Origin of the sequence: Limimaricola variabilis (genome assembly GCF_034371605.1) — a bacterium.
Taxonomy (GTDB): Bacteria; Pseudomonadota; Alphaproteobacteria; order Rhodobacterales; family Rhodobacteraceae; genus Limimaricola; species Limimaricola variabilis.
Genome location: NZ_CP139693.1, coordinates 78,168 through 99,455 on the forward strand (window position 1 = coordinate 78,168; position 21,288 = coordinate 99,455).

Annotated in this window: 21 protein-coding genes and 1 pseudogene; 14 read left to right on the forward strand and 8 right to left on the reverse strand. The window is 65.1% G+C overall.

What is annotated here, in order from left to right; genetic code table 11:
* The first annotated feature begins 911 nt into the window (after positions 1-911).
* From T8T21_RS17625 to T8T21_RS17640, 4 genes are all read left to right on the forward strand, one after another.
* Entirely contained in the window at positions 912-1,397 is a 486-nt protein-coding gene (locus T8T21_RS17625; RefSeq protein WP_322337972.1) for an MgtC/SapB family protein, read from the forward strand.
* A 646-nt stretch (positions 1,398-2,043) separates the two neighbouring features.
* Positions 2,044-2,535 (forward strand): fasciclin domain-containing protein, encoded by a 492-nt coding sequence (locus T8T21_RS17630; RefSeq protein ID WP_322337973.1) that lies wholly within the window; start codon positions 2,044-2,046, stop codon positions 2,533-2,535.
* A gap of 122 nt (positions 2,536-2,657) precedes the next feature.
* Positions 2,658-3,548 (forward strand): YghX family hydrolase, encoded by an 891-nt coding sequence (yghX, locus tag T8T21_RS17635; protein WP_322337974.1) that lies wholly within the window; start codon positions 2,658-2,660, stop codon positions 3,546-3,548.
* 412 nt (positions 3,549-3,960) lie between these two features.
* Entirely contained in the window at positions 3,961-5,157 is a 1,197-nt protein-coding gene (locus T8T21_RS17640) for an IS256 family transposase (protein WP_322337975.1), read from the forward strand.
* Between the two features lie 93 nt (positions 5,158-5,250).
* On the opposite strand, the gene T8T21_RS17645 is transcribed toward T8T21_RS17640, so the two are convergent.
* Positions 5,251-6,477, reverse strand: a complete 1,227-nt coding sequence (locus T8T21_RS17645; RefSeq protein WP_322337976.1) for an IS256 family transposase — start codon at positions 6,475-6,477, stop codon at positions 5,251-5,253.
* Between the two features lie 411 nt (positions 6,478-6,888).
* Here T8T21_RS17645 and T8T21_RS17650 point away from each other — a divergent pair, with 411 nt between their 5' ends.
* The 3 genes and pseudogenes from T8T21_RS17650 to T8T21_RS17660 all read left to right on the forward strand — a co-directional run bounded on the left by T8T21_RS17650 (position 6,889) and on the right by T8T21_RS17660 (position 8,969).
* Entirely contained in the window at positions 6,889-7,968 is a 1,080-nt protein-coding gene (locus T8T21_RS17650) for an IS110 family RNA-guided transposase (protein ID WP_322337977.1), read from the forward strand.
* A gap of 16 nt (positions 7,969-7,984) precedes the next feature.
* A pseudogene (locus tag T8T21_RS17655) lies at positions 7,985-8,269 on the forward strand (IS3 family transposase); the annotation flags it as partial.
* 1 nt (position 8,270) lies between these two features.
* Positions 8,271-8,969: a sensor histidine kinase gene (locus tag T8T21_RS17660; RefSeq protein WP_322337978.1), complete on the forward strand. Its 699-nt coding sequence runs from the start codon at positions 8,271-8,273 to the stop codon at positions 8,967-8,969.
* A gap of 16 nt (positions 8,970-8,985) precedes the next feature.
* Here the strand turns inward: T8T21_RS17660 and T8T21_RS17665 are convergent, their stop codons facing one another.
* The 5 genes from T8T21_RS17665 to T8T21_RS17685 form a co-directional block, all read right to left on the reverse strand.
* Positions 8,986-10,053, reverse strand: coding sequence for an HPP family protein (locus tag T8T21_RS17665; protein ID WP_322337979.1), 1,068 nt, complete (start codon positions 10,051-10,053; stop codon positions 8,986-8,988).
* A 198-nt stretch (positions 10,054-10,251) separates the two neighbouring features.
* On the reverse strand, positions 10,252-10,842 hold the full coding sequence (locus T8T21_RS17670) for an exopolysaccharide biosynthesis protein (protein WP_322337980.1): 591 nt from the start codon (positions 10,840-10,842) through the stop codon (positions 10,252-10,254).
* A gap of 329 nt (positions 10,843-11,171) precedes the next feature.
* The gene (locus tag T8T21_RS17675; protein ID WP_322337981.1) at positions 11,172-12,257 is read right to left on the reverse strand and encodes a DUF475 domain-containing protein; all 1,086 of its coding nucleotides are present in this window, start codon (positions 12,255-12,257) and stop codon (positions 11,172-11,174) included.
* 258 nt (positions 12,258-12,515) lie between these two features.
* Positions 12,516-13,004, reverse strand: a complete 489-nt coding sequence (locus T8T21_RS17680; RefSeq protein ID WP_322337982.1) for a hypothetical protein — start codon at positions 13,002-13,004, stop codon at positions 12,516-12,518.
* On the reverse strand, positions 12,958-13,533 hold the full coding sequence (locus T8T21_RS17685) for a HupE/UreJ family protein (protein ID WP_322337983.1): 576 nt from the start codon (positions 13,531-13,533) through the stop codon (positions 12,958-12,960). The genes T8T21_RS17680 and T8T21_RS17685 overlap by 47 nt, the downstream gene beginning before the upstream one ends.
* A gap of 280 nt (positions 13,534-13,813) precedes the next feature.
* On the opposite strand from T8T21_RS17685, the gene T8T21_RS17690 reads away from it, so the two are divergent.
* Positions 13,814-14,062: a DUF1289 domain-containing protein gene (locus T8T21_RS17690; protein WP_322337984.1), complete on the forward strand. Its 249-nt coding sequence runs from the start codon at positions 13,814-13,816 to the stop codon at positions 14,060-14,062.
* Positions 14,063-14,198: 136 nt separating this feature from the next.
* On the opposite strand, the gene T8T21_RS17695 is transcribed toward T8T21_RS17690, so the two are convergent.
* Together T8T21_RS17695 and T8T21_RS17700 are read right to left on the reverse strand one after the other, a co-directional pair.
* Positions 14,199-14,669, reverse strand: a complete 471-nt coding sequence (locus T8T21_RS17695) for a Dps family protein (protein WP_253329466.1) — start codon at positions 14,667-14,669, stop codon at positions 14,199-14,201.
* Entirely contained in the window at positions 14,666-15,208 is a 543-nt protein-coding gene (locus tag T8T21_RS17700; protein WP_322337985.1) for a hypothetical protein, read from the reverse strand. Before T8T21_RS17700 ends, T8T21_RS17695 begins: the two co-directional genes overlap by 4 nt.
* Positions 15,209-15,353: 145 nt before the next feature.
* Between T8T21_RS17700 and T8T21_RS17705 the strand changes: the two genes are divergently transcribed.
* The 6 genes from T8T21_RS17705 to T8T21_RS17730 all read left to right on the forward strand — a co-directional run bounded on the left by T8T21_RS17705 (position 15,354) and on the right by T8T21_RS17730 (position 21,226).
* Positions 15,354-16,211, forward strand: coding sequence for an ABC transporter ATP-binding protein (locus tag T8T21_RS17705; protein ID WP_322337986.1), 858 nt, complete (start codon positions 15,354-15,356; stop codon positions 16,209-16,211).
* The gene (locus T8T21_RS17710; RefSeq protein ID WP_322337987.1) at positions 16,208-17,218 is read left to right on the forward strand and encodes a FecCD family ABC transporter permease; all 1,011 of its coding nucleotides are present in this window, start codon (positions 16,208-16,210) and stop codon (positions 17,216-17,218) included. The genes T8T21_RS17705 and T8T21_RS17710 overlap by 4 nt, the downstream gene beginning before the upstream one ends.
* Positions 17,215-18,264, forward strand: coding sequence for a FecCD family ABC transporter permease (locus T8T21_RS17715; protein ID WP_322337988.1), 1,050 nt, complete (start codon positions 17,215-17,217; stop codon positions 18,262-18,264). The genes T8T21_RS17710 and T8T21_RS17715 overlap by 4 nt, the downstream gene beginning before the upstream one ends.
* Before the next feature lie 8 nt (positions 18,265-18,272).
* On the forward strand, positions 18,273-19,142 hold the full coding sequence (locus tag T8T21_RS17720) for a (2Fe-2S)-binding protein (RefSeq protein WP_322337989.1): 870 nt from the start codon (positions 18,273-18,275) through the stop codon (positions 19,140-19,142).
* A gap of 172 nt (positions 19,143-19,314) precedes the next feature.
* Positions 19,315-20,253: an ABC transporter substrate-binding protein gene (locus T8T21_RS17725; RefSeq protein WP_322337990.1), complete on the forward strand. Its 939-nt coding sequence runs from the start codon at positions 19,315-19,317 to the stop codon at positions 20,251-20,253.
* A gap of 22 nt (positions 20,254-20,275) precedes the next feature.
* Positions 20,276-21,226 (forward strand): ABC transporter substrate-binding protein, encoded by a 951-nt coding sequence (locus tag T8T21_RS17730; RefSeq protein ID WP_322337991.1) that lies wholly within the window; start codon positions 20,276-20,278, stop codon positions 21,224-21,226.
* Positions 21,227-21,288: the final 62 nt, after the last annotated feature.

Here is a 21,288-nt window from a genome sequence, read left to right on the forward strand (position 1 = left end):
ATAGGTGTCTCTCGGGCGAACGAAAAAGTGCGTGGCGCAATCAAGTGCGCCCAGCATGCTTTTCTATCGCCCGCTCGCGGTCTTCAAGGAGATGATGATTGCGGAAACGTGGTCGGATCAATGCCGGACGACGTGACAGTACCGCAGCTGGCCCGTTCAGCTTCCACCTGCTTTTGGGGAGGCCGCACCGGCATCTTCCCGCGTTGGAGCTTCTGCCGATATCCCCCGGCCGCTGCCGTCGCCTGCAAGGCCGGCAATAAGCCCCAGAACGCCAGCGACCACGATAGCGCAGGCGAACATGGATATTGCAGTGCCCTTCATACACGACCCCCCCCCTGTGCAGCGGCGCAGCACCGCGCCGAAGTCGAAAGGATGAATGGAGCCGAGGGGGGGATGGAACGCTACCCTCGGCTCCCAGCACGAACTTGACCTCGCGCTGTGACCGGCGCGGACCATCTGAACTCATACACCGGCAGCATGCGATTTAGAGGCGCGATCGACCTTGGCAAGAACAGGTCCAGGGTACCGGAAAATTTCCGCTTGTTTACGGCATCTTCGGCTTCATAGTGCGCCTCGGTTGACCGGCAATTTCGCTTCCCGAGTCAGCCATGCAGTTCTGGAGCTGCAGGCGGCAGAGGATCGCGCTAGCCCCGCGGAAAGATCCTCTGCCGCCGATCGTCCTTCGCGGTGATCGAGCCCTGCACATTGTTCCTTTACAGCCCCCAGCAGCACGCTAATGCTGGCGAGCCGGTCCAGCGCCCCGTTGGGTGCCGGTTTCTCGGCGGCTTTGCTCGGGCAGGGCCGCCGTCTTTTTTGCCGCAGGGCTTCCCTTCCGACCATCTACGTATCCAGTGGAACGCGGGGCGACTGCCTAGAGTTTCCGGAGAAGGTTGCGAACGGATAATTCCACCATGCTCGAGGCGTTGCAGTCCGATCTCACCAAGTCCTTCTTTGCGACGTCACCATCGGTTGCGGCAATGCGTCTGTTCGCGGCGATTGTCCTGACCGGGCTGATCGGTCTGGAGCGCGAATGGCAGGGCAAACCTGCCGGGCTGCGGACCCATATCCTGGTGGGGCTCGCAGCCGCCCTCTTCGTTATGCTGGGCCAAGAGGTGACCCATCTCGACTTTGGCGGGACCGATGATATGCGGATCGACCCGCTGCGTCTGATCGAAGCGGTGACCGCCGGAGTCGCTTTCTTGGCGGCCGGGATCATCTTCACATCGCAAGGTCAGGTTCGCAACATCACGACCGGCGCATCGCTCTGGCTTTCTGGCGCAGTCGGCCTCGGCTGTGGCGCGGGGCAGATCCCGCTGGCGGCAATGGCCTCGGTAATGGTGATCCTCGTGCTGCTGCTTCTGCGCCAAGTCGAACGCTGGCTCAGCTGGCACGATTAGGACGAAGTGCGCGGCTGGCGCTATTTCGCGTCCCGGCGCCGCTACATTATGGTCACGATAGGGCGCAGTTCGGCTCGAGACTTCGGTAACGGGGCGTCCCAGTCAAGGCGCATTGCACAACGCCGCTAGTCCCGCAGCGGCGAGAGATTGAAGCACTGGTCATAGCGCTTTTGGCTTTGTTGGGGCCGTTACTTGAGGTCCTTGGGGCACATGCTTCGGTCCATCGTCAGCGCGATGGCTGCCAACAAGATGCTGGTTCGGTGCAATTTCGGTGTGCCCATCTCATTAGCGTGCTTGGCCCGAAATTCTATGAGAGCTGCCGAATCGGCTCCGAGGGGCGAGCAGCCATTGCTCGGCGTAGGATGTCTCTTCGTGACGGTCGGCGCAAGCCCGCTGCTGTCATGATCGAAAGGGCCCTGACGATCATCCCGATCGATTAGATCGCTGCCGTTTTGCATCGGGCAGCGAACATTCAGTCTCGGCCATGGCACAATATCCGCCGCTCCCAATCCCACCAGCCCCTGCAAAAACGCAGGCTTGCTGCGCAATAATATGATAAGGAGCGGCAGCTTGACGCATCCCTATTACGGCCCGGCGACCTAATTCGTCCAGCATCGCCATTTCGGCGTATTCACAGGAGCGACACATGATCCGCAGAACTTTCCTCTCGATCACCGCCGCGACGCTTGTAGCAACCTCGGCCTATGCCGAGAGCCACTCGATGGAGGCCATGGATATCGTCGATACGGCAGCCGGTGCCGAGAACTTCTCGACCCTCATCGCCGCGGTCGAGGCGGCCGGTCTGGTAGAGACACTGAAGGGCGAAGGCCCCTTCACCGTCTTCGCGCCGACCGACGAGGCCTTCGCCGCGCTGCCCGAGGGCACCGTTGACGAGTTGCTGATGCCCGAAAATATGGAGCGGCTCACCGCCATCCTGACCTACCACGTTGTGCCTGGCGCGGTGATGTCGGGCGACCTCACCGACGGCATGGAAGCCGAGACGGTTGAGGGCGGCATGGTCACGATCGGCACCGAAGGTGGCGTGATGGTGAACGATGCCAACGTCGTGACCGCCGACATCGAGGCCTCGAACGGCGTGATCCACGCCATCGACACGGTTCTCATGCCGGACATGTGACATTCAAGCGGGAGGCGGCTTGAACCGCCTCCCGTCGTCCGGTCTGACACGCGCATCGTCGAAGCGGCGATCCTGTCTTTAACCGCGCCAACCGTTGAACAGGTATTGAAGAGAGGATCACCATGACCCGCATGACCGCCAAGGATTTCGACCAGGATCTGCTCGATCTCTACGACTTCTACGCCCATGGAAAGATCACCAAGCGCGAGTTTCTCGATCGTGCCGGCAAATGGGCCGTGGGCGGACTGACCGCAGCCGCCTTGCTCAACATGCTGAGCCCGAACTACGCGCTGGCCGAACAGGTCTCGTTCAACGATCCCGACATCACCGCCGAATACATCACCTACCCATCGCCTAACGGGCATGGCGAGGTGCGCGGTTATCTGGTGCGGCCAAGCGCCGCCGAGGGCCATTTGCCGGCCGTGCTCGTGGTCCACGAGAACCGTGGCCTGAACCCCTATATCGAGGACGTCGCACGCCGCCTGGCCAAGGCCGGGTTCATGGCACTGGCGCCCGACGGGCTCTCAAGCGTCGGCGGTTACCCCGGCAACGATGCCGAGGGCCGCGAGCTGCAAAGCTCGGTCGATGGCGAAAAGCTGATGAACGACTTCTTCGCCGGCTTCGAGCACCTGATGGCGCGCGGCGACTCGACCGGCAAGGTCGGCGCGGTCGGGTTCTGCTACGGTGGCGGCGTGTGCAACGCACTGGCCGTGGCCTATCCCGAGATGGCAGCGTCGGTGCCGTTCTATGGCCGCCAACCAGCGGCTGCGGACGTTTCGAAGATCCAGGCGCCGCTGCTGCTGCACTACGCGGCGCTCGATGACCGGATCAACGAAGGCTGGCCGGCCTACGAGAAAGCGCTGATCGAGAACGAGAAGATTTACGAGGCCCACATCTACCCAGACGTGAACCATGGCTTTCACAACGACTCCACCCCGCGCTACGACGAGAAGGCCGCCGAACTGGCTTGGGATCGAACCATCGCGTGGTTCAACACCTACCTCGCGTCTTGAGGAGCCGCTGGCGTTCGACGTCATCCGGTCGGGAAGAACCTCAAGCGATAGCCCCTGAAAGACCGGGAGCCTTTTCGTCCATCAACCTCAGCTCGCCTCTTCGAGCATCCGCACCTTCCGCTCAGCCGGCCTGAAGCGCGCCCTGACATGGACGACGGCTTCCGGTCAGCTGCGCTGCGGCAGAGCTGTGATAGTGAGTGGCCGGTATAAATCGGTCGCTTAATCGCGCCATCTGCTGCACGCGCGAGCTTGGCAATTTGAATAGCCCGATAGTGTCCCAACGCTTGGTGTAAGAGGCCGCGCGCGGAGCCCTCGGCGTAGCGTAGCGCGCGGCCGGGTGTGACGCTGGCGGTCACCGTCGATCTTCGGAGTAGGTTCGGGTTGGGCAACCTTGAACCAGATGGAGACGACGATGACCGACGACAGAATGGCTCTGCTCGAGCTGGTTGAAAAGCAGGCTGATGGAGATCTGGTCCGCGAGATGCTGGCCTTCGCGGCCGAGCGGATCATGGAAGCAGAGGTCGAGGCGAGAACCGGCGCCGCCAAAGGCGCGCGTTCGCCGCTGCGCGAGGTTCATCGAAACGGCTACCGCGGCCGGGACTGGGACACGCGCGCTGGTCGGATTTCTCTGGAGATCCCGAAGCTGCGCAAGGGCAGCTATCTGCCCAGCTTCCTTGAGCCTCGCCGCATGGCCGAGAAGGCGCTCGTGGCTGTGATCCGGGAAGCTTACGTTCAGGGCATTTCCACTCGCTCGGTCGACAACCTGGTGAAGGCCATGGGGGCCGGTGGCATGTCGAAGAGCCAGGTCAGTCGCCTTTGCGCCGAGATCGATGAGCGGGTGAACGCGTTCCTGGATCGGCCGCTGGAGGGGAGCTGGCCATACCTCTGGCTCGATGCGACCTATCTGAAAGTCCGTGACGGCGGGCGGATCGTCAGCCGTGCCGTGATAGTGGCCGTGGCGGTCAATGAGGATGGCAAGCGCGAGGTGCTTGGCGTCGCCACGGGCCTCTCCGAGGCAGAGACTTTCTGGATCGGCTTCCTGCGCAGCCTTGCCGACCGCGGCCTGCGGGGCGTGAGACTGGTGATCTCCGACGATCACAGGGGGCTCCGGGCCGCCGCGCGGCGGGTCTTCAATGCGACCCACCAACGGTGCCGGGTTCACTGGATGCGAAACGCGCTGGCCCATGCCCCCGCCAAGCAGCGCACGGCCGTGGCCGCGATGCTGAAGACGATCTTCGCCCAGGACAACAAGGCCGATGCCGAAGCCCAGTGGGAGGTGGTTGCCGACGCGCTGCGTGAGAAGCAGGCGACGCTCGGCGCCCTGATGGACGCTTCCCGCGATGACGTGCTCGCCTACATGGATTTTCCTCGCGAGCACTGGCCCCAGATCGCGTCGACGAACCCACTTGAGCGGGTGAACCGCGAAATAAAGAGGAGGTCCGATGTCATCGGCATCTTTCCCAACGACGAGGCCATTGTTCGGCTCGTTGGCGCATTGATGCTGGAAACCAATGACGAGTGGACCGTCGCGCGCCGCTACATGAGCCTTGAATCCCTGGCGCGCGTCATCGACAATCCCGACATCAGGTTGCCCGCAGTGGCCACCTGATCAGACTTGGACCTCTCCGAAGGTCGGCGGTCGTGTCTCGAATGTGGTGGAATTTCCCGGCGGCGTTCTCCGAGCCTGTGAAAGTTCTGTCCTTCAGGCGGCGAGGTCAAGGTGCATGGGCTCGAGAGGCTGAGACAAGGTCTCCCAGCCGTCGACCTTGCGCATCTGGATTTGTCCGGAAGCCAGGAGCGCCCAAAGCAGCATGGGCACCGTTTCGGCGCAGGGCAGCACGGTCTGGGTCTTGATGCGGCGCCGAAATTCCTCGTTCAACCGCTCGATGGCGTTGGTGGTCCGCGCCGATCTCCACTGCGAAGGATCAAGGCGGGTGAAGCTGAATAGCCTGGCCCCGGCCTCTTCGAGGCTGTCGGCGACGGCCCTGCACTTGAGGCGCCATTTCCGCACGAAGGCCTTGCGGCGTTTGTCGACCTCGGCCGCGGTGTCGGCATAGATCATGTCGCGATAGTCCTCGGTCAGGTCCTCATGCAGACGCTTCGGAGCGTGGGCCAGCAGGTTGCGGTGCTTGTGAACCGTGCAGCGCTGGATGGGCAGGTCGTCGCCCCAAAGCGCCACGAGCGCGGCCTCGAGCCCCGGCGCGCCATCGACGATGACGAAGGCGGGACGCTTCAGGCCGCGCGCATCCAGCTCGGCCAGGAACTGTCCCCACGCCGCCGTGCTCTCCCCGCCCATGTTCCGGATGGACAGCAGCACCTTCTGACCGTCCCGGCGCACGCCGATGGCGGCCAGCACCGAGATGTTCGTGGCCTTCCTATCCAGCCGGGTCTTGATCACCGTGCCGTCGAGAATGAGCCGGACGATGTCTTCATCCGCGAGGCTGCGGGCGCACCATGCGTCCCAGTCGACCTTCACCTTGCGCCAGGCGCGGCTCACGACATCCTTGCTGACCGCGCCCTCGAACAGCCCCATCAGCGCCCGCTTGACCCGTCGCGTGTTGGTCCCGGCCAGATAGACCGCGGCGATCAGCGCCTCGGCCTTTCGCGTCAGCCGCCGATAGCGTGGCAGCGCCTTGGACCGCCACTCCGTCACCTTGCCCTCGGCATCCTCGATCCGGGCGCGCGGCACCCGCAGGGTTTCGGTGCCAAAGGTGCCGGTGAGCTGCCGCTCTCGGTGCCCGTGCCGGTAACCTTTCGCCTGACCCTCTCCGCGGCCATAGCGTAGGCGGCCGAGAAAGTCGGCCAGCTCCTCCTCGAACATCGCTTCGATGGTGGTCCGGACACTCGCTCGCAGGCGATCCTCGATCGGGTCGTATACGTCCTCGTTCGCCAGTGGCGAAACGCTCGCGCTTTCAGTAATCTGGTCCATGGCGTGATCTCCCTGGCGGTTGTCGCCGCCAGTTGGGTGGTTGCAAGTCACCCGGAGATTACGTCGCCCTCAAATTTCCACCAACTTCGCGACACGACCGCGGATGCTCTGCTGCATCATTCGGATAGTCAAAGGATGGATGTCAGTTCCCCGGTGGTTTGACTCAAACACTGATCGCCCCCGGTAGACTGGCGCCGCAGGGTGCCTCGGTGCGGCCTAACCCGCACTCAGATCGACCGGTGTGTCTTTCCCTGGACCTGTCGGCCGCCCGGGAGCGCCCTGCGGTGAGGCTCTGCCTCGGCCATTGCCTGTGACCCGAGAAGGGCCTGACCTCACCGGTCTCGTGACTGTCCTGTCCATGCAGCGGCCTGCGGCGGCGCCAGCAGTTCAACGCAATCCGGGATCTGAGCCATGAACAACCATACGAGCCTGACCGCCGACGTCATTGGCGGTGTCGACACCCACAAGGATCTTCACGTTGCCGCTGTCGTCGATGGACGTGATCGCGTTCTGGGCACGCGCAGCTTTCCGACAACCCGTCAGGGCTATCGCCAGATGCTCGCCTGGATGCGCTCTTTCGGAATACCGGTGCGCATCGGCATCGAGTCGACGGGCAGCTACGGGGCGGGATTGCTGCGCTTCATGCAGGCGGCCGACATCGAGGTGATGGAGGTCACGGCGCCGGACCGCCATGATCGCCGCAAGCGTGGCAAGAACGATGATTTGGATGCGCAGAATGCTGCACATGCCGCATTTGCAGGGCACCGCACAGTGACGCCTAGCAGCTGTGACGGGATGGTGGAAGCTCTCAGGGTTCTAAGGGTTTGCAGGAAGACGGCGGTCAATGCGCGCCGCATCGCATTGCAGATGATCCAGAACACGATCATCGCGGCACCGGACGGATTGCGCGATCAGCTTCGTCAGATGACGCTGATGCAACTGATCCGGACGCTCGCAGCACTGCGGCCCGACCTTACCACTTACCGTGATCTCGAAGCTGCCTACCGGATCAGCCTGAAGTCCCTGGCCCGGCGGTATCTGGAACTGCACGACGAGATCGCCGATCTGGACGTGATGATCGGCGCCATCGTCAACGAGTTGGCACCCGAGCTCCTGGACCGCAATTCGATCGGTCAGAACAGCGCGGCCCAGCTGCTCCTCACCGCAGGCGACAATCCCGAGCGCCTGAAATCGGAGGCCAGCTTCGCGGCTCTCTGTGGCGTCAGCCCTGTTCCCGCTTCGTCGGGAAAGACTGTTCGGCACCGCCTGAACCGGGGCGGCGATCGAGCAGCGAACAGTGCTTTGCACATCATCGCCATTGGGCGCCTGAGGACGGATGACCGGACCAAGGCCTATGTCGCGCGCCGCGTTGCCGAGGGCCATTCCAAGCTCGAAGCGATCCGCGCCCTGAAGCGCTACATTGCTCGAGAGGTCTACGGCGTCATCATGCACCGCCAGAAGCAGATCAACGCCACCGGCATCGCGGCTTGACAAACAGAAGGGCGTCCAGGGCAGCCAGTATACGAGCGACCAGTTCCAGAGGCTTCTGACCGATCACGGCATCACATGCTCGATGAGCCGGGCCGGCAATGTCTGGGACAATTCCGCGATGGAGAGCTTCTTCTCCTCGCTGAAGACCGAGCGCACCGCCCGCAAGGTCTACCGCACCCGGGACGCCGCGCGCAGCGACGTCTTCGATTACATCGAGCGCTTCTACAACTCGAAGCGCCGCCACTCGAAGCTGGGCTATATCAGCCCGATGGAATTCGAGGCCCGCGCAATGCTACCTTAACTTGCTGTCCACGGGACCGGCAGCAGCCCACGATCTCCGCAACCCGGTGCAGGCGATCCAGGCCGGCGCGCGACTTCTGGAGCGGGAGCCGCAGCGCAACAACGCCGCCACGATCATCCGGCAAATCGGTGACAGCGCCCGACGCATGGAAACGATGATCCGGGATCTCCTGGATCTGACGATGAGTCGCCTCGACGGGGGCTTGCCCCTCGAACGCGATCCCGAAGCCGATCTGCGATCGGAGTTTGAGCAGGTCGTGGCCGAGATCGAAGCCGTCACGCCGCGCGCAATCCATGTCGACCTCGCGATCGCCCGGATCGACTGCGACCGCGCCCGCATGGGGCAGCTTCTCTCGAACCTGCTGAGCAATGCCGTCACCCATGGCTCGCCGGATCTCCCCGTGCGGGTCGAGGCCCGGGTTCTGGACAGGATCTTCCAGCTCACGGTGTCGAATGCGAGCGCCCCCATCCCGGCCGCGGTGCTGCACGGGCTGTTCCAGCCCTTCTCACGGGGAAAAGACAGCAAGGGCTCCGGGATCGGCCTGGGGCTCTACATCGCGTCCGAAATCGCCCGGGCGCATGGAGGTCATCTGACCGCCGAGATGCGGAGCGGCAATGTCGTCTTCACGATGACCATGCCGGCGGCGGCCCCAGCGGAGGAGCAGAGGCGGATCGCACGCTCCGCCGCCCCGAAGGCCTGAGACTTCCGCAGAGCAGCTATGCTCGGGAGGGCTCGCGCGAGACCTCGAGCACGAGCTTCAGGACGTCCGATCGGGTCAGCACACCGGCCAGGCGGCCTTCCTGCATGACGGGCACGACCTCGGCACCCTGCCAGGCGAACCGGTGCAGGAGAGACCCGATCGGCTGGTCATGGGAGGCGATTTCGGTCGGCGGGCGCATCACATCTTCGGCGGTGAGTTCCGACGCCTGGCCGCCCCGCCCTGCCTCATCGACAGCGATCAAAGGTTGCAGAAGGTCAGCCTGCAACACGAAACCCAGCAGTCTCCCGCCCGGCCCGGAAACCGGCACACTCTTGATCGGGTGATCGCGGAACAGCGCTGCGACATCGGCCAGCGATGCGTCAGGTGAGGTCGTGATCAGGGGTCGGGTCATGACATCGCCGCAGGTGATCCCGTTGAAGCGCTGTCGCACCGCGACCTCCTCGGCCGCGGTCAGCACCCGGCCGAGATCCGCGGCCCCCATGTTGGCGGACTGGTTGAACCGCGCGAGGAGCGCCTCGAGGTCCTCATTTGTCAGTCCGAGGCGTTGGCCCGCTCGATCTGCCTGCGCCTCCTCCATCTGCCGGAAGGGATAGACCCGCCCGGTGAGGCGATTGTATCCGGTGGCGGTCAGCACGAGTGCCGCCGTCACGACACCGACCGGCCCGATGATGAACCAGAGCCCGGCACTCAGAACAGGCTCCGGATCGAGCGCGCTCAGCAAGGCGACCGCGCCCCCGGGGGGATGCAGAGCGCGCAGCAGCATCATGACGAGGATCGCCAGTCCGACGGCCACCGCCGCCGTCCAGGGCGGCGGGACCAGGGCGATGACAAGAAGCGCGACCAAGGCCGAACTCGTGTTGCCGAGGATGGCTGACCAGGGTTGGGCCAGCGGGCTGTTGGGGGCGCAGAACAGCAGGACCGCGCTTGCGCCCATCGGGGCGATGATCACGAGTGGCAGCCCAAAGCCGTCGGGGCTCAACGCGGCAACGAGGCCGCAAAGCGCGAGACCGAAGGAGGCTCCGCCCGCGGCCCTGATCTGCTCCGGAACCGGGAAGCGCCCCATGGCGGGGAAGAGGTGGTGAAAAGGGTGCATCGCGGGATCTGTCTGTTGTGAGCCGCCTGCTCGGTAAGCGGACTGCGATGCTTCTGCCGCATATTCAGGCAAATGGAAAATGCTGTGGCTGCCTCAGGCCGCCGTCGCCATCGGCCTTGAAGGTTGCGACGGAGAATGCCCCCGTGGACATGAAGCCGACGGCCCCGGTCAGCCGGCGAACCCGAACTGCCAGACGGCGACCGGCACCGCGAGGAGCAGGATCAGGGACATCACCGCCAGGGCGCCGTCGCGGGTCAGAAGCCCGGCCGCGAACAGGGCAATGACGGCGGACGCGATGGAGCCAGAGGTCGGCACGATCTCCATCACGGGCATGAAGAGGGTGAGACACAGGATCAGGATCAGCGGCAGCCACAGCCAGGGGCGATGGAAGAGAAAGGTCATGCGGGGCTTCAGGTAACGCTCGACGAAGTGGACGGGCCCGCGCAACCAGCCAATCCCCTTGCAGAGCTTGGCGGCCGACATATGCCGACGGGTGATGAATTCCGGAAGCCAGAGACATTTGCGCCCGACCATCATCTGCACGACGAGGATGAAGACGATCGCCGCCACCACGGTCGTGATGCCGGGAATGGCGCTCGCCGGCGAGGTCGAGATCAGCGAGAACACCAGCATCAGGGACGCGAACGACTTGTGACCGAGCTTCTCGATCACGTCCGCGATCGCGATGCTGTCCCCCTGGACCGAGCTTTCCAGCTGATCGAGAACCTCGCTGAGAGCGCGCCTGCGGTCGTCTGCCATGGGGACCTCGGAGAATCCGGTTCGGTTACGGCACTCAACGGAGCGGGTCGTCCTCAAGTTTCCAAAGCCACGCTATGAGCTGAGATCCGTAGCTGGCTGATCAGAGGGGAAAGTCACGGCCACCACCTCCAAGCCGGGCTGGACCCCCAAGTGCCGCATCACGACCGGAGATGGTTCCGGAATGATATTCGGCGTGATCAACCGACGCGTTGCGACCACGGATTGGCGGGATGGCGAATGAACCGAACGCAAGCAGAGGCCTTCAGCGCGCGCGGCGCTCTTACCGCTCCTCAGTATATGAGCAGCTGCGCGGAGCAGGCTTCCTTCCGCTACGTCGAGTTCTTCCGGTTCCAGGCGATCGAGGACCAAAGCGAGATGCCAATCAGCACGGCCCCGGCCAGCCCGGTGATGACCTCCGGAATGTGAACCAGGGACTGGGCGAACATCACGACCGACAGGGCGATGATCGCGTAGAACGCGCCGTGTTCGAGATACCGATACTGGGTCAGGGTGCCGTTCTCGACGAGCATGATGGTCATCGAGCGGACGAACATCGCGCCTATGCCCAGCCCGATCGCGATCACGAACAGGTTCTGGCTCAGGGCGAAGGCCCCGATCACACCGTCGAAGGAGAACGACGCATCCAGAACCTCAAGATAGAGAAAGGCGCCGAGCCCGCCCTTCGCCCCGGCCGTCACCGCTTCGCGGGAATGGTCGAGAAGCCCTCCGACGACCTCGACGCACAGGAACGTCAGAAGCCCCCAGATGGCCGAGCGAAAGAAGACCTCGCTCTGTGCCTCTTGCAGCTGGCTCGAGAAGGCGAGCACGAGCAGCAGAACGATGGCCACTTCCACCCCGCGGATGGTGGCATACTGCGCCATCTTGCGCTCGAACCACCGCACCCAGTGCACGTCCTTCTCCTTGTCGAAGAAGAAGGACAGGCCGACCATCATCAGGAAGGTGCCGCCGAAGGCGGCGATGGGCAGGTGCGCCTCCTGCATGATGCGGGCGTATTGATCGGGGTCCGACGCGGCGAGAACGACCGCTTCCCAGGGCCCGATCCGCGCGGCGATGACGACGATCAGCAACGGGAACACGATCCGCATGCCGAATACGGCGATGAGGATGCCCCAGGTCAGGAAGCGGTGCTGCCATTCCGGCGTCATCTGTTTCAGCTTGTTGGCATTCACGATCGCATTGTCGAAGGACAGGCTGATCTCGAGCACCGCGAGCACCGCGCAGATCATGAAAACCGTCGCCATTCCGCCCAGGGTGCCGGTCGACTGCCAGCCCAGGGCGGTCCCCAGGACGAGACCGATCGCGGTGACGGCGAAGGCCCAGCGAAAGTGGCGGAGAACGCCCCGCTGCGATGGGCCTGCCCCTCCGGCGGAGGCAGGCGTGCGAGTATGAGACATGAATGAAATCCTGATGAAGGCAGATCGATTTCGATGCCGACATCACGGAAGCGCCGTCACTTCCGCCAGAGGGGCCCGGTCATCGGGTTCGTGCTGCATGCTTAGAGGTATTTCGAGGAGGCGCAAACAGGTCAGGATCGCCGACACGCATCCTGGAGTGGATAAGGCGCTAAGTATGCCTATCTTCGAATGACTGGAGAGATCGGTTGGCCTTCCATAGGCTTCGACGGCCCGGACATGTCTCGCTCGAGCTCCGGATCACCCTGCATCTGTCTGTCTTTCCTGCGGTGCGGCTCGCTGCGCGTCGAGCATGCGCAGCAGGTGGCTGGCGATCATGACGACCTCCATCGCCTCGTCGGTATCCTCCATGGGCACGCTGGAATGCGAATGCGGGTTCTGTAGGAACCGGCCGCACCGGCAAAGAGGTATAAGGGCCTCGCGCTCGGCCTCCTCCTGCCCCGGCTCCCGCAGCGGCCCGCGTCCTTGGGGAGGGCCCGTCGGATCATAGGCGCTCCCCATGGTCGCTTTCCGGAAACTCGGACCGCCATGCGCAGGTTCGACCCTGCGCATGGCGCCAAACAGTGCTCCCGCGAAATCGTCGCACATGAAGCGCAGCCGGACCTCCTCGGTGATCGCGAGGGGCAGCCAGCCCGGATCGCTCCCGGGCCGGCCGCTGACGATCTTGTTGTTTTCTTGGCGCTCAGCCGAATGCGAGGGCCGCTCCGGCCAGCGCGGCCATACCGCCAAGACCGCGTGCGATCAGGTCGCCCCGGGGGAACGACCGGAAGAGAGCATGCCCCGCGGCGACGCCGAGGAGATGCAGCGACAAGGTGGCAAACGCGAAGCCCCCGGCAAATCTCAGGGCCGCCGCCTCACCGAGTTCGGCCCCATGGGCATGCCCATGGAACAGTGCGAAGAACCCGACCAACAGGGCGGAGCCCCAAAGACCAAGACGCAGCGCCAGGGCCACGACCAGCCCGAGCACCACGGTGGAGGCCAGGATCATCGGCTCGACGCCGGGCAGTGGCATCCCGAGGAGGGCGAGGCCGAAACCAGCCAGCATGGCTCCCATGAAGGCGGCCGGAACGGCCCAGAGAGCGCGGTTGCCGAGCCGGCTGGCCCAGAGGCCAACGATGAGCATGGCCAGAACATGATCGGCGCCGAGGAGAGGATGCAGCAGCCCCGCGGTCAGCGAGCCGGAGTCGCCGGAGGGCAGATGTGCCGCGGCCGGGCTGGCCATCGCGACGAGAAGGAGAAGTGAGGCGATACGTTTCATGAAGGTCCCTTTTTTGGTCGACCGCGCACCCCGGAACGGGTCGTGCGCTTGAAGAGGCAAGGAAGCATGCCGGTGTCCGGAAGGCCAGCCGGCTCGGCCAGATCACCCCTGTCACATGCCCGGAAACTCGTATCCAATAATCTGTCTCTTGCAGAATCCACGCTGGACATCTTCGTGGAAGGATACAGCACAACAGACACCGTGACCGCCCTTTTTCCGAAAGACCTGAAACTCTATTTGGAACGGCAAGGCAGAAGGCCCCAGCTGCATCGGAGAGACCATGGCGAAGAAACTGCCATCCCCCTGCATCGACGTCTGCAAGTTCCGCCGCGAAGGTCATTGCATCGGTTGCTCGATGACCAAGGCCCAGAAGAAAATGTTCAAGACGCTGAAGAAGCCCGAGCACCGTGAGGCTTTTGTAACCATGCTGGTGCATCAGCAGAACGACTTGGGCCGGTTCCGGCACTGGGCACCGGCCTATCTGAAGAAATGCGCAAAGAAGGACGTGACGCCGCCCCTTGCGACCTGATCGCAATGTCCTGAAGCGGGGGCGGCGGCGTGAGCCGAGTGCCTCCGAATGCCGGACAAGCCTGCTGCGGTTCGGGTTATTCTGAAACAGAAAGCGGCGCCCCTCGGGCGCCGCTTAATTGTCTCTTCCGCCGTTTTCAGGCGATATGGGCACGCAGCATCCAGGCGAATTTCTCGTGGGTTCGCCCGCGCTCGATGGCAAGATCCTCGGTCAAAGTATCACCGTGATTAGCTGCGAGTTCGCCAAGACCCCCCAGCGTAGCAGCAATGGTCTCCTGCGCTTTCATCAGGATTTCGACCATCTCGCGATCGCTTTGATGACCGTCATGCTCCTCGACCTTTGATCGCTCGAGCATGCCGGCAAGTTTGCCCTCGGCATGCTCGTTCAGGGCACGGATACGCTCGGCAAGATCGTCCTGCGCCTGAAAGTGATCCTCGTAGATTTCCTGGAACAGGCGATGCAATTCACCAAAAGCCATGCCGGTGACGTTCCAGTGGAAGTTCTGGGCGAGCATGGTGGTGACCGCGGTCTCCGCCACGCTCTGGTTCAGCGCCTCGGCGATCTCCTTCCGAGCGTCGGGGCTCAACTCGATGGCAGGCTGTGTCATGACGCAATCCTTTCCAACTTCGGGGATGCCGGATCATCTGTCGCATCCGCCAAACGTGTCAACGCGTCACTATCGGACGCGACACGAGCGACCAGATGAACCAAGGACCGCCGGACCTGCGCTGGCACGCGGCTGTGCAACAGGAACGTGGCGCTGGTGAGGTCGTCGTCGCGCAGAGCGGCGATCAGGCGCAGCAGCCAGCTCTCGTCGAAGGACAGCGCCCGGGCGGTCGGTCGATAGAAGCGGGGAGAGCGGCCAAGCGCTTCACCCAGCGTCCGGATCAGGGCATCGAGCACGGTGTCCGGCGGAATGTCTCGCCGAGTGCCAACCATGGCGCAGGCCTGCGCCAGTTCGATCCGGCTCCGGGACCGGCAACGTAGTGCAGACAGGCGCATCTGGGCCAGCAGCCCCCGGTCCTTGGGCTCCAATGTAGCTCGCTGGTCGCTGTCAGGGACGACGCGGGGGTCGGAGGCGGCGAGGAACATAATTTCATCCAGGTTCAGAGTTGGTCGAGCATCTTGTTTCCCGACGATGTCCATCAGGCATCACGTCGAAAAAGGAGACGGATAGACATTGGCGTCCGCCGCTCCTTCATCCGGCGCCCCTCATACCCGACCAATATTGTCAGTCAACTTGTTTAATCCGACAAATTTGCTTAGGCATGAGTCGAAACAGGGGCAGAGTATGACCGGATACAACAATTCAGACGCTCCGGAAGAGAGCGCTGCATCTCGCCTTCGCGTGGCGGGTGTCGCGGTCGGCTATGGCGACGCCCCAATCGTCCGTGATGTTTCTCTCGATGTGCCGGATGGCGCATTGACGGTTCTCGTCGGTCCCAACGGCTCCGGAAAATCCACCTTCATGAAGGCCATGGCCCGCGTCCTGCCGGTCAGCGCGGGCGAGATCAGGCTCGATGGCCGCCTCCTGCGGTCGACCCCGACGCGCGAGGTTGCCAAGCAACTCGCCCTGCTGCCGCAGGGGCCGATCGCCCCCGAAGGGCTGCGCGTGCGCGAGCTGGTGGCGCAAGGACGCTATCCGCACCAGTCGCTGCTGCGGCAATGGTCACGCGAGGACGCCGAGGCCGTCGATGCCGCGATGCGGGCCGCGGATGTGATCCAGTTCGCCGACCGGCCCGTGTCGGATCTTTCGGGCGGGCAACGGCAACGCTGCTGGATCGCCATGGTGCTCGCGCAGGAGACAGGCATCCTGCTTCTCGACGAGCCGACGACCTTTCTCGACCTCAAGGTCCAGGTCGATCTGATGCGCCTGTTGCGGCGGATCGCGAAGGAAGACGGGCGCAGCCTGGTCGTCGTCCTGCACGAGCTCAACGTCGCGGCCGCCTTCGCCGATCACCTCGTCATGATGAAGGAGGGCTGCATTCTCGCCGAGGGCCACGTGGAGCGCGTCTTCACTGCCGCGAACCTGCGGGAGGTCTTCGGCCTCGAGGCGAACGTGCTGCGCGACCCTGCGAGCGGCCGGCCGGTCTGCGTGCCGGTCGTTACCCCGAACGCGGACGTCATGTCCCGGATCGCCGCGCAATGACGGCGCCTTCGACCCGCCCGGCGTGGCGACGGCTCGGGTTTGCGCCTCTGCTGGGGCTCGCCGCCTTCGCGCTCGTCTTCGCCTGTCATGTCTCGGTCGGGGCGAGGACCATTCCGCTCCCGGTCGTGGCCGAGGCGCTGCTCTCCTACGACGCGTCGGTCTTCGAGCATGTGGTGATCGTCGACCTGCGTCTGCCACGCGCGCTTCTGGCGGCGATGGTCGGCGCCGCGTTGGCGGTATCCGGCGCGCTCATGCAGGGCGTGACGCGCAACCCGCTGGCCGATCCGGGCATCCTCGGGCTGTTGATCGGCGCGTCCTTCGCGGTGGTGCTCGTGGTGGGGGTGTTCGACCTTGCCGCCCCGGCCCTGATCCCGCCGGTCGCGGCCCTCGGCGCGGTCATCGCGGCCATGGCCGTCTGGGGCATCGCCGTGGCCGCGCCGGGCGGGGCGATGCCGCTCAATCTCGTTTTGTCCGGCGCGGCGGTCACGGCGTTTCTCGCCGCGCTCGTGATCATCGCGAACCTGCTCGATGAGCAGAGCTTCGAGCAGCTGCGGGTCTGGATGACCGGATCGCTCGCCGGTGCGCAGGGCGGCGTCATGCTATGGGCCCTGCCGTGGCTCTGTTCCGGCTTCATCGTTGCGCTCACCATCGCGCGGCAGGTCACGGCGCTCGCCATGGGGGAAGAGACAGCCACGGGGCTGGGACTGAATGTCGGGCGGGTGAAGGCGCTCGCGCTCTTCGCCGTGGTGGCGCTGACCGCGGCCGCCGTGGCCATGGCCGGACCGATGGGCTTCGTCGGCCTCGTGGTGCCGCATGTCGTGCGCCTCTTTGCCGGGCAGGATTACCGGCGGATCGTGCCATGGTCGGCACTCGCGGGCGCGGGCTATCTCCTCGTCGTCGACGTGGCCGCGCGCATGGTGCTGGCCCCCGTCGAGATCTCGACCGGCCTCGTCACCGCCCTTCTCGGCGCGCCGATCTTCGTCTGGCTGGTGAGGGCACGGTTGTGAGCGCGGGGCTGCTCATCCGGCTCGACGGGCCGGTCACCTATGCCCTGCCGGTCCGGGCGCTCGGCCTGCTGGCGGCCCTGCTGAGCCTGATCTGCGCCCTCGTGGTCGCAAGCCTGATGGCCGGCAGCTACCCGCTCGGCGCCGCCGATGTCGCCGCGACCCTCGCCGGGCGGGCACCGTCGGATCTGGCGCAGACGGTGGTCTGGCAGTTCCGCTTTCCGCGCGCCCTCGCCGCGCTTGCCGCCGGTGCGCTGCTGGCCCTGTCGGGCGCGACGCTCCAGAACGTCACGCGCAACCCGCTGGCCGACCCGTCGCTGGTCGGGGTGAGCCAGGGCGCGGGCCTTGCCGTCGTCGCGGCGGTCGTGGCCTGGTCCGAACTGCCGCAGGCGATGCGGCCCCTGCTTGCCTTCGGCGGCGCGCTCGCGGTGGCCGCGCTGATCCAGGGGATCGCCATGCGAAGGTCGGGCGGCGCGACAATGCGCTTCATCCTGACCGGCATCGGCGTTGCGGCCTTCGTCTCCGCGCTGACCTCGGCTTTCCTGACCTATGGGCAGATCGACCTCGCGATCTCGGCGCTTGGCTGGCTGGCGGGCTCCGTCCATGCGGCGGGCTGGGGCGAGGTGGCGGTCCTGGGCGGCGCGCTGCTTTGCCTCGCCCCGGCCCTCGCCGTGGCCTCACGGCCGATGGCGGCGATGCGCATGGGGCCGGAGATGGCGGTGGGGCTCGGGCTGCGGGTCGGTCGGACCCGCATGGCGCTGATCACCCTGTCCGTGGCGCTCGCCGCGGCGGCGGTGGCGATGGTCGGGCCGATCGGTTTCGTCGGCCTCGTCGCGCCGCATCTGGCTCACCGGCTGGCGCGTTGCGGTGTGGGACTCCACCTCGCCCTCTCGGCGGCGGCCGGCGCGCTTCTCGTGGGCGCGGCGGATCTGGCCGGCCGCCTTGCCTTCGCACCGGTCCAGATCCCGGCGGGGCTGGTGACGGCGCTTATCGGCGTGCCGCTCTTCGTATGGCTCCTTCTTCGCACTCAGGCGAGGGCCAGCCTGTGACGAGGATGATGCGACATGGCCAAGCCCCGTTCCCGATCGACGGCGCCGCGTTACGGAATGATGCCGTTGGGACCGATTTCGCGGCGGTCGCCGCGCACCTGCCTCGACTGCGCGATGCCTTCTCGGCCAATCTGCATGCTGGCACTACGCCCCGAGAGGCTCTTCGGCTCGATGCGCCGGACACCGACCTCGTGGACGCATGGCTCACCGCCGAGGCACAGGCGCAGAAGGGGGCCGACGACAAGCTCGCCGCGGCCTATCTGCTGGGCCGGATTGCCTTCGCCATCAGCGAGGTGATTGCGGCCCTTGCGCTGCAAGGCTTGCAACCCGCGCGTCTCGCCCCGGATGCGGTGGCGCTGAGCGCCCGCCGCGCCCTGTGGCAGCTTGATGGGCAAAGCGGCGAGGGCCGCGCCTATGACATCGTGCTTGCGGAGGCCCACCTCGTGCCTTGCGACGCGCCTTCCGCAGTGTTGGGTGCCGCGCTGCCCGATCTGCTTGCCCCGCTGGTGCAATATCTCGTCAATCGCTCCGGCCTGTCGCGGGGGGCGCTGTGGCGGCTCGTCGGCGATGCCCTGTCAGGCGCGCTCCTGATGCAGGGCAAGCATGCCGGGCAAGAGGAAGAGGCCATGGAGATTGCCGAAGCGGTTCTGCGCGATCGCGGGAGCCCGCTCCATTCCCGCCAGACCGGCTTCTTCCGGATCGATCTGCCCGAACAACCCGATATCGCCGAATGGTTCCGGGCACGGGGCGGCTGTTGTCGTTACTACACGACGGAGGGCGGCGCATATTGTTCGACCTGCGTCCTGCGCGATTCCAAAAGCCGCGAGGCGCTGCTGCGCGCCCATCTGCGCCGCAAGCACGGGCTAGAGGAGACGTAATGGCTTCTCCCTACCAGGACGGCCGCGCCTCCCCGCTCGAGCAGGCGCAAGACTAACCACCATGCCCCCTCGTGCCCAGATCCCGGCCTGTCGCCGCCATGCGTGCCCCCGGCCGAGCCCAAAACCCGATCCAGAAAACCCGGAGAAAACCATGCTTCGCCTAACGACGGCCATGTCCACCCTTATCGGCCTTGCAGGGCCGGTATTTGCGCAAGAATACCCCCTGACCATCGAGCACAAGTTCGGAACGACGGTGATCGAGGCGGCGCCCGAGCGCGTGGCTTCGCTCGACTATGCCGGGGCCGACGATCTGCTGGCCCTCGGCATCCAGCCTGTGACGATCCGGCACTGGTATGGCGACTATCCCCGCTCGGTCTGGCCCTGGGCCGAGCCGCTGCTCGAAGGCACCCCGACGATCCTTCGCGGCCAGATCGACTTCGAGGCGATCGCCGCCGCTGAGCCGGAGGTGATCGTTGCCCTGTGGTCTGGTATCACGGCCGAGGAATACGAGCGCCTGAGCTTGATCGCGCCGGTGGTGGCGGTCCCCGAGGGCGTCGGTGACTACGCCCTGCCCTGGGACAAGCGCGCGCGCCTGACCGGCCGGGCCGTCGGACGCGAGGCGGAAGCCGAAGAGCGGATAGAAGCGGTCGAGACCGAGCTTCAGGCAGCGGCCGATGCCCATCCGGACTGGACCGGCAAGACCGCCGCCGTTGCTTATATGTGGAACGGCGACTTGGGCGCCTACACGTCGAACGATGTCCGCCCGCAGCTGCTCGCGGAGCTTGGCTTCGAGACGCCGCAGGCGATCGACGACCTGATCGTCGGCAACGAATTCGCAGTCAACTTCTCCCCCGAAGATCTTTCGCCGATCGATACAGATCTTCTCGTCTGGCTCCCGGAGGAGGGAGACAGGCAGCCGATCCTCGACCTGCCCGCACGCAAGTTCCTCAATGTCGCCCAGGAAGGGGGCGAGATCTTTCTCGACGAGGAGCTGGTCGGCGCGTTCTCGCATGCCTCTCTCCTGTCGATCCCCTACGCTGTGGAACGCCTTGTCCCGTTGATCGAGACCGCTCTCGACGGCGATCCCGCGACGACCGCTGATGCGAACTGAGCGAGAGAAGAGGAGAGGTCTCATGAAGCATCTCGCCACCATGGCCCTGATCGCGGTCGCCGCGCCCGCGGCCGGGCAGGAGGTCCGCACTGTCGTCGACGGCACCGGGGTCGAGGTCACCCTGCCCGCCAACCCGCAGCGGATCGTGTCGCTGCACGACACCTCGCTGACGGTCGCGCTTCTCGAACTGGGGATCGAGCCGGTCGGCTCGCACGGACGGACCCGGGCGGACGGCACGCCCTATATCCGCTCCTCCGCCACGGCCACGGGGATGGATTTCGCCAATTCCGACATCGCGTTCATGGGCAACTTGCCAGCCGATGTGGAGCGCGTCGCCGCGGTCGACCCCGATCTGATCGTGACGACGAGCTGGCAGACAGCCGATCAGGACCAGCTGCGCCGGATCGCGCCGACCTATGTCTTCGACATCGCGACGACCAGTGATTTCGACGTCTATGCCAAGCTGGCCGAGATCACCGGCCGCAACGATCGGCTGGCCGCGCTCGAAGCACGCTATGAGGCGCAGCTCGATCTGGTCCGTGGCCAGGTAGAACCGGAAGAGTTGCGCGTCTCAGTCATTCAAGGGCATGACGGCGAGCTGCTGGTGTGGAACACCTATGGCACGCTCGGCAAGGTGCTGCGCGACGCGGGCTTCGAATTCCCAGAGATCGTCGACGCCATCGAGCGCAACGAGCGTCAGGCATTCTCGGCCGAGATGCTGCCGCGCTTCGATGCGGACATGATCTTCGTCACCTATCGCGCCGACCGCGGCGAAACGGCGGCCGATGCCAAGGCCGCCCTAGACAGCGTCCTACCCTCTTGGTGCGACGCGCTGCATGCCTGCCGCGAAAACCAGGTCGTCTACCTGCCGCGCTCGTTGGCGTCGACCTCGACCTATGACGCGGCCGGCACGCTTGCCTATACCGTCCTGAGCCATATGGGCGGGCGAGAACTGGTGCGGATGCCGAATTGATCCCGGTAAGGGAGGAAGACGCCACTCGGGGAGCGGACGTCGCAGCATGGAGAGGCGGCGCC

What these genes read in the sequence shown, in the direction of transcription:
- T8T21_RS17625 (WP_322337972.1), top strand. Translation starts at nt 912, where the DNA reads ATGCTCGAGGCGTTGCAGTCCGATCTCACCAAGTCCTTCTTTGCGACG.
- T8T21_RS17630 (WP_322337973.1), top strand. Translation starts at nt 2,044, where the DNA reads ATGATCCGCAGAACTTTCCTCTCGATCACCGCCGCGACGCTTGTAGCA.
- yghX (WP_322337974.1), top strand. Translation starts at nt 2,658, where the DNA reads ATGACCCGCATGACCGCCAAGGATTTCGACCAGGATCTGCTCGATCTC.
- T8T21_RS17640 (WP_322337975.1), top strand. Translation starts at nt 3,961, where the DNA reads ATGACCGACGACAGAATGGCTCTGCTCGAGCTGGTTGAAAAGCAGGCT.
- T8T21_RS17645 (WP_322337976.1), bottom strand. Translation starts at nt 6,477, where the DNA reads ATGGACCAGATTACTGAAAGCGCGAGCGTTTCGCCACTGGCGAACGAG.
- T8T21_RS17650 (WP_322337977.1), top strand. Translation starts at nt 6,889, where the DNA reads ATGAACAACCATACGAGCCTGACCGCCGACGTCATTGGCGGTGTCGAC.
- T8T21_RS17665 (WP_322337979.1), bottom strand. Translation starts at nt 10,053, where the DNA reads ATGGGGCGCTTCCCGGTTCCGGAGCAGATCAGGGCCGCGGGCGGAGCC.
- T8T21_RS17670 (WP_322337980.1), bottom strand. Translation starts at nt 10,842, where the DNA reads ATGGCAGACGACCGCAGGCGCGCTCTCAGCGAGGTTCTCGATCAGCTG.
- T8T21_RS17675 (WP_322337981.1), bottom strand. Translation starts at nt 12,257, where the DNA reads ATGTCTCATACTCGCACGCCTGCCTCCGCCGGAGGGGCAGGCCCATCG.
- T8T21_RS17685 (WP_322337983.1), bottom strand. Translation starts at nt 13,533, where the DNA reads ATGAAACGTATCGCCTCACTTCTCCTTCTCGTCGCGATGGCCAGCCCG.
- T8T21_RS17690 (WP_322337984.1), top strand. Translation starts at nt 13,814, where the DNA reads ATGGCGAAGAAACTGCCATCCCCCTGCATCGACGTCTGCAAGTTCCGC.
- T8T21_RS17695 (WP_253329466.1), bottom strand. Translation starts at nt 14,669, where the DNA reads ATGACACAGCCTGCCATCGAGTTGAGCCCCGACGCTCGGAAGGAGATC.
- T8T21_RS17700 (WP_322337985.1), bottom strand. Translation starts at nt 15,208, where the DNA reads ATGGACATCGTCGGGAAACAAGATGCTCGACCAACTCTGAACCTGGAT.
- T8T21_RS17705 (WP_322337986.1), top strand. Translation starts at nt 15,354, where the DNA reads ATGACCGGATACAACAATTCAGACGCTCCGGAAGAGAGCGCTGCATCT.
- T8T21_RS17710 (WP_322337987.1), top strand. Translation starts at nt 16,208, where the DNA reads ATGACGGCGCCTTCGACCCGCCCGGCGTGGCGACGGCTCGGGTTTGCG.
- T8T21_RS17720 (WP_322337989.1), top strand. Translation starts at nt 18,273, where the DNA reads ATGCGACATGGCCAAGCCCCGTTCCCGATCGACGGCGCCGCGTTACGG.
- T8T21_RS17725 (WP_322337990.1), top strand. Translation starts at nt 19,315, where the DNA reads ATGTCCACCCTTATCGGCCTTGCAGGGCCGGTATTTGCGCAAGAATAC.
- T8T21_RS17730 (WP_322337991.1), top strand. Translation starts at nt 20,276, where the DNA reads ATGAAGCATCTCGCCACCATGGCCCTGATCGCGGTCGCCGCGCCCGCG.